Genomic DNA, 349 nt, shown 5'->3' with positions numbered 1-349 from the left:
AGGCTCTTTTGCCCTTGTGATTTAGGATCGCATACTCGTAACCACCGATTTCCTGCCATGGTTTATCGGCGCGTTCAGGGCGATTGTCTTGCCATTTCTGTTGTAGGGATTCACTCAGAGATCGAATACGTTCTTGATATAAATGAGTTTTATCATTCTGTTGATTAAGATAATTGAGTACTTTACTTGCACTACGAGAATCATCTCTGAGCCAAGAGAACTGATCAGATGCGCTAACCGCTCCCGTCAGTAAGAGCGCAAAAGCTAACAACACACACGCTTTCATAAATACAACAAATCCATACGCTAATTTAATAAATTTCGCGTATACTGCACCCAAACGATAATG

The 349-nt window shown here is 41.3% G+C and carries 1 pseudogene; it reads right to left on the bottom strand.

Annotation, left to right across the window (positions count from 1 at the left end):
- Window positions 1–286: pseudogene (locus AB4512_RS24880) on the bottom strand (S9 family peptidase); the annotation flags it as partial.
- Window positions 287–349: the final 63 nt, after the last annotated feature.

This window comes from Vibrio sp. 10N.222.52.B7 (genome assembly GCF_041474275.1).
Lineage (GTDB): Bacteria > Pseudomonadota > Gammaproteobacteria > Enterobacterales > Vibrionaceae > Vibrio > Vibrio crassostreae_C.
This window is presented reverse-complemented; position numbering and strand designations above follow the sequence as displayed.